Consider the following 5708-nt stretch of genomic DNA (forward strand, 5'->3'; position numbering starts at 1 on the left):
AAAATGCGTGACATTCTGAACAACATTGATTATAATAATGCTATTATCTAAAAATGTAACATACATTTCAGAGTTCTGGAAGTGTCTGTCATGAGGAGAGGAGCAAGAAAGCATGAGCCAAAAAGATTTAGAAAGCTTACGAAGTCAAATTGACGGATTAAACTTAGAAATTCTTCGTCTAATTAACGAACGTGCAGCTGTAGTTGATGAAATCGGTAAAATTAAAGAAAAGCAAGGTGTGAATCGCTATGATCCATTACGTGAAAGACACATGCTTGATCTTATTAAAGAACACAATCAAGGTCCGTTAAACCAAATGACGGTTGACTATATATTTAAGCAAATCTTTAAAACAGCTTTAAAACAATTAGAAGCTGATAAGAAGAAAGAGCTACTTGTATCTCGTAAAAAGAAATCAGAAGATACAGTTATTAATATCAATGGTGAATTAATTGGACAAGGGAAACCATCTTTCGTATTTGGTCCTTGTGCAGTTGAGTCATATGAGCAAGTAGCAGCTGTTGCAGCTTCTATTAAAGCAAAAGGAGAAAAGTTAATTCGTGGTGGTGCTTATAAACCACGTACTTCTCCATATGACTTCCAAGGACTTGGATTAGAAGGACTTAAAATTTTAAAACGTGTATCTGAGGAATTTGGTTTAGGTGTTATTACAGAAATAGTAACACCAGGTCATTTAGAGGAAGCACTAGATTATATCGATGTTATCCAAATCGGTGCACGTAATATGCAAAACTTTGAATTATTAAAAGCAGCAGGGGCGACAAATAAGCCTGTCCTATTAAAACGAGGCTTAGCTGCCACAATTGATGAATTTATACATGCAGCGGAGTACATCATGTCAAAAGGAAATGAAAACATTATTCTTTGTGAACGTGGTATTCGTACTTATGAAAAAGCAACGCGTAATACACTAGATATTTCAGCCGTGCCAATCTTAAAACAAGAAACGCATTTACCAGTATTCGTAGATGTTACACACTCAACAGGTCGTCGTGATTTATTATTACCATGTGCAAAAGCAGCTATCGCGATTGGCGCTGATGGTGTTATGGCAGAAGTGCATCCAGATCCATCTGTTGCATTGTCTGATTCACAGCAACAAATGGACATTCCAACATTTGACGCATTCTATGAAACACTTCAAAAATTCATGAAAAATCATGAAATCCATGCTTAATTGTTAACGGTGAACACCGCTTGCTTATTTTAGCAGGCGGTGTTTGTTATATCGTGACAAATTAATGTCTAGAATAGGACTATTAGTACTTGGTTTTTACGTAGTTCTTCTTGAAAATAATATGAAAATTATCGTATGATAAGGCTATAATAGGAAAAAGGGAGGCACGTACGATGACTGTTACAATTTATGATGTTGCAAGAGAAGCAAATGTTTCTATGGCAACGGTCTCTCGTGTAGTCAATGGCAATCAAAACGTAAAACCGGCAACACGAAAAAAAGTATTAGAAGTAATTGAACGATTAGAATACCGTCCGAATGCAGTAGCACGAGGACTAGCAAGTAAGAAAACAACAACAGTTGGCGTGATTATCCCAGATATTGCAAACAATGTTTACGCCGAGCTGGCTCGTGGTGTAGAGGATATTGCCACGATGTATCGATATAATATTATTTTAGCCAACTCGGATCAACATGAAGATAAAGAGCTACAGCTTCTGGATACTATGCTTGGGAAACAGGTAGATGGTATTGTGATGATGAGTGATGAGGTCACAGAGAAAATGCAACAAACGATGGATCATTCTCCAGTACCAATTGTTTTAGCAGGGTCAGTGGATGAATCACAAACAATCGCAACGGTGAATATTGACTACTTCCAAGCTGCATATGAAGCGATTTCTCTACTTATTCAAAATGGACATACACGTATTGGTTTCGTGACAGGACCACTCTCTTATACAATTAACGGAAAATTCAAGCTAGCAGCTTATAAGAAAGCATTAGAGGATGCTGGCTTACCAATAGATGAGGCATTAATTGCCGCAGAAGAGTCTAGTTATGACATGGGCTTAGAAGCTTGGGACATCCTATCTGGACTCGAACATCCGCCAACTGCTTATTTTGCAGGCAGTGATGAGCTAGCAATCGGCTTAATTCATGGCGCGCAAGATGCTGGTAAAATTGTTCCAGAAGATATAGAAGTGATTAGTTTTGAGAACTCGAAACTAGCTCGAATGGTTCGTCCACAGTTAACAAGTGTCGCGCTACCACTTTACGATATTGGAGCTGTTGCCATGCGTTTGCTTACTAAATTGATGAGCAAGGAGACTGTCGAGGATGAGGCAGTCATTTTACCGCATCGTATTGAGCATCGTCAATCTGTCAAAAGCAAATAGAATGAGAACACGTAAATCCTACAAGGTTTGCGTGTTTTTTTATGATAGAAAGAACAATGAAAATGTCGAAACTACGCATTAAACAAAACTAATGAACTAAGATAAAAAAGCCTCACGCTTATCGTGAGGCAATAATGTTAATCTCGTTTTTCATTTCGAATAATATGTAGCGCCTTGGCTAACATTTGAGCATTCTTTTCTTCTATTTCAGCTTTTCGAGGGATGGGCTCATATAAAGGAATTGGGTCCTCCCACGTTGGAATAAAAGGTACGGGTGCTTCAGGCTGCCAGCGATCAAGCCATGCTTGTGGGAGCGGCCCCGTTGGACATTTTTGGTCAGTCATTTCCAACCATAGCATCGACCAAGCTCGAGGTACTACTCTCCAAATATCATAGCCACCGCCACCAACAGCAATCCATTTTCCATCACAATATTCATGTGCTAATTGATGAGCAAGCTTTGGGATTTCACGATAAATATTCATCGTTCCATGTAAATGGGTTAAGGGATCAAAGTAATGGGCATCAGCACCATTTTGGGTTAAGACAACATCAGGCTTAAAAAATTCAAAGATCTCTCGCATCGATTGTTCATATATATCTAAGAAACTTTCATCCTCTGTAAAAGCATCCATGGGAAAATTAAACGAGGTCCCGTAACCCTGACCATTGCCACGCTCGGTGATGTTTCCTGTTCCAGGGAAAAGGTATCGACCCGTTTCGTGAATAGACAAAGTACAAACATTGGGATCCTCATAAAAACTCCATTGAACACCATCTCCATGATGAGCATCTGTGTCTACATAAAGTACACGTGCATTATACTTTTCCTGCAAATAGCGAATTGCTACCGTGCTATCGTTGTAAATACAAAATCCGGAAGCTCGACCACGAAAGCCATGATGTAAACCTCCACCAAGGTTGAGGGCATGGCCAGCTTTCCCTTCCATTACATAATCAACTGCTGTTAACGTTCCACCAACGAGCTGCGCACTGGCTTCATGCATATTTTCAAAAATGGGTGTATCTTCCGTGCCGATACCATAGCTTTCACATTGAGCTTCCGATAATTCACCATGTCCTGCTTTTTTTACAATGTCTATATATTTTGGATCATGTGCTAGCAATAACTCTTCATCTGTTGCAACACGAGCAGGTACAATATCTAGATCATCGAGAGCATGTATATTTTTTAATAAATCCATTGTTAGCGTCAAACGTTTATGATTAAAAGGGTGGGTATCTGAAAATTTATATCCGAGTTGTTCTGGCGAGTAAACGAATACAGCCTTTTTCATTATAATGAAACACCTGGTAAATTAGGCCAAAGTACATCAAAGCCTTCTTTACGAAGTTCTTCAATCATAGCTAAAGGATTCAGTGTTTTTACTCGGACACTTAAAATTTTATTTTGTGTATTTTCAGAGTCAGGATAAACTAAGACGCTTTGGACATTGGCATGGTGTCGATGAAATATCTTTGTAATTTCAAATAAAACCCCTGGTGTATCGGATACCCGAATCTCAATTTTTGAGCCGGGCTCCGTAGCACCAGTTAGCTCTATATATGTATAGAGTAAATCGGTTGTCGTCACAATCCCTACTAATTTTCCCCCAGTAACAATAGGTAAACAACCTATTTTGGATTCATAAAATGTAAGGGCAACCTCTTCGACAAAATCTAGTGGATGACCAATAAGTGGGTCCTTCACCATAATGTCCTCTACTTTTGCCTTAAAAACAGGAGAGTTAGGCTCATCCTGTAAAGATGATGGCAAGACTTCTTTAATATCTCGTTCCGTAATCACACCTAATACGTGACGTTCCTCATCTACAACTGGTAAATGACGAACTTTTTTTTCACGCATTAGCTTTAATGCTTCTTGTACAGTATTGGTAGGAGCTAATGTGTAAGGCTCATCATTCATAATCTCTTCTACGATCATATACGCATCCCCTTTGTGTTGGTTTTAATACATGAAACGATTTTTAAAACGAAGCCTATCAAATCTTTCCATTGTCTCAGGAGGCACTCGTTTCCCTTCACGTGCCATAAGGCAATTGGCTGGATGTGATGTAATTTCGGGATCATCCGTGGCAAAATATTCGAAGCCGACAGAGCTCATCATTTTCTCCATCATTTTGCGGTAGTCCCAAACATTTAAACCAGTTCCTTTTAAGTCCCAATGCCAATAATACTCGGTAGTAATCACAAGATAGTCTTCCATTTCATCACCCATAAATGAAACGGCTAGCAAAGCCTTCCCTGCACCAGTACCCCGATAGTCTGGAATGACTTCAATGGCGCCTAATTCAATCATGTCTTCAATTCGATCTTCTGCCCATCGTTCAAGTGGATCAGGATAAAGATAGGTAACATAGCCTACGATAATATCTTCGTTTCGAATAATAATAATTCGGCCCTCTGGAAGTCCTGCAATCTCTATGATGGCTTGTTGCTGCTGTTTTGGAGGTCTGAAGGCAACCAAGCCTTCATGGAATGAATATGTAGCTAATTTTTCTGGAGGTACAGGTCCTTCCACATACACCGTACCATGCTTTGTTTCCTTTGTGACAGAAAAAAAAGTTTTTTTATGTTCCATAATTACACCACCTGAGTTTAATAATTCCATTATAGCTGATTTCTTGCGGAAAAACGCTTATTTTTGCAAAATATACCTGTATTTTTGGAAAAGTGAAAATATTAAGACAATCTATTGAAATTCGTGTAAAATAGAATTATATTGCTTCTGTTATTTAACAGATAAAAGTAGTGTGATTAGGGATTTTATCATTATTATGACGTTAATCTGTTATATAACAATAGCTGCATATTCATTTTGCTTTTGTCATAATTTTTTATATTTCAACAGGGGGATTGTTGGAAATATAGTCAAAAGCAAAAGCAAAGAAAGGGGTAGTTTTCATGGGGATGAAAATGAAGGAGAAGTTAAGGGCTTTACCTGGTCAGCATTATTTAATGAATTATGAGGAAGTGGCAAAATCACACAACTGGGCTAACACCGAAAAAGCATTTAACTGGTTCGAAACAGGATTAGTAAATATGGCGTATGAGGCTATAGATCGCCATACAGAAACACATCGTAAAAATAAGGTAGCGCTTTATTTTAATGATGGTAAACGAAAAGAAGCATATTCTTTTAATGAAATGAAAAGGTTAACAAACAAGGCAGCAAATGTTTTTAAAACAGCTACTAATTTGCAAAAAGGTGATCGCTTATTTATTTTTATGCCACGTTCACCTGAGCTTTACTTTTCAATATTAGGTGCGCTGAAAATGGGTGTTATTGTAGGCCCTTTGTTTGAAGCTTT

The 5708-nt window shown here is 38.2% G+C and carries 6 protein-coding genes; 3 read left to right on the top strand and 3 right to left on the bottom strand.

From position 1 onward, the window contains the following. The first annotated feature begins 112 nt into the window (after nucleotides 1–112). Both RT445_RS21440 and ccpA read left to right on the top strand, forming a co-directional pair. The gene (locus RT445_RS21440; RefSeq protein ID WP_274794112.1) at nucleotides 113–1198 is read left to right on the top strand and encodes a bifunctional 3-deoxy-7-phosphoheptulonate synthase/chorismate mutase; all 1086 of its coding nucleotides are present in this window, start codon (nucleotides 113–115) and stop codon (nucleotides 1196–1198) included. A gap of 173 nt (nucleotides 1199–1371) precedes the next feature. Then, on the top strand, nucleotides 1372–2376 hold the full coding sequence (gene ccpA / locus RT445_RS21445) for a catabolite control protein A (protein ID WP_274794111.1): 1005 nt from the start codon (nucleotides 1372–1374) through the stop codon (nucleotides 2374–2376). Nucleotides 2377–2513: 137 nt separating this feature from the next. Here the strand turns inward: ccpA and RT445_RS21450 are convergent, their stop codons facing one another. From RT445_RS21450 to RT445_RS21460, 3 genes are read right to left on the bottom strand one after another with little or no spacing between them, the layout of a single operon-like run. Further along, nucleotides 2514–3674, bottom strand: a complete 1161-nt coding sequence (locus RT445_RS21450; protein ID WP_274794110.1) for an acetoin utilization protein AcuC — start codon at nucleotides 3672–3674, stop codon at nucleotides 2514–2516. Next, the gene (locus tag RT445_RS21455) at nucleotides 3674–4321 is read right to left on the bottom strand and encodes an acetoin utilization AcuB family protein (RefSeq protein WP_274794109.1); all 648 of its coding nucleotides are present in this window, start codon (nucleotides 4319–4321) and stop codon (nucleotides 3674–3676) included. The genes RT445_RS21450 and RT445_RS21455 overlap by 1 nt, the downstream gene beginning before the upstream one ends. Before the next feature lie 24 nt (nucleotides 4322–4345). Continuing rightward, a complete protein-coding gene (locus tag RT445_RS21460; protein ID WP_274794108.1) occupies nucleotides 4346–4978 on the bottom strand; it encodes a GNAT family N-acetyltransferase in 633 nt (210 codons plus the stop codon). A 323-nt stretch (nucleotides 4979–5301) separates the two neighbouring features. Between RT445_RS21460 and RT445_RS21465 the strand changes: the two genes are divergently transcribed. Then, nucleotides 5302–5708 (top strand): AMP-binding protein (locus RT445_RS21465; RefSeq protein ID WP_313471523.1); only part of this gene is annotated, 407 nt, incomplete at its 3' end.

It is taken from the genome of Lysinibacillus sp., from assembly GCF_032093475.1.
GTDB lineage: Bacteria > Bacillota > Bacilli > Bacillales_A > Planococcaceae > Lysinibacillus > Lysinibacillus irui.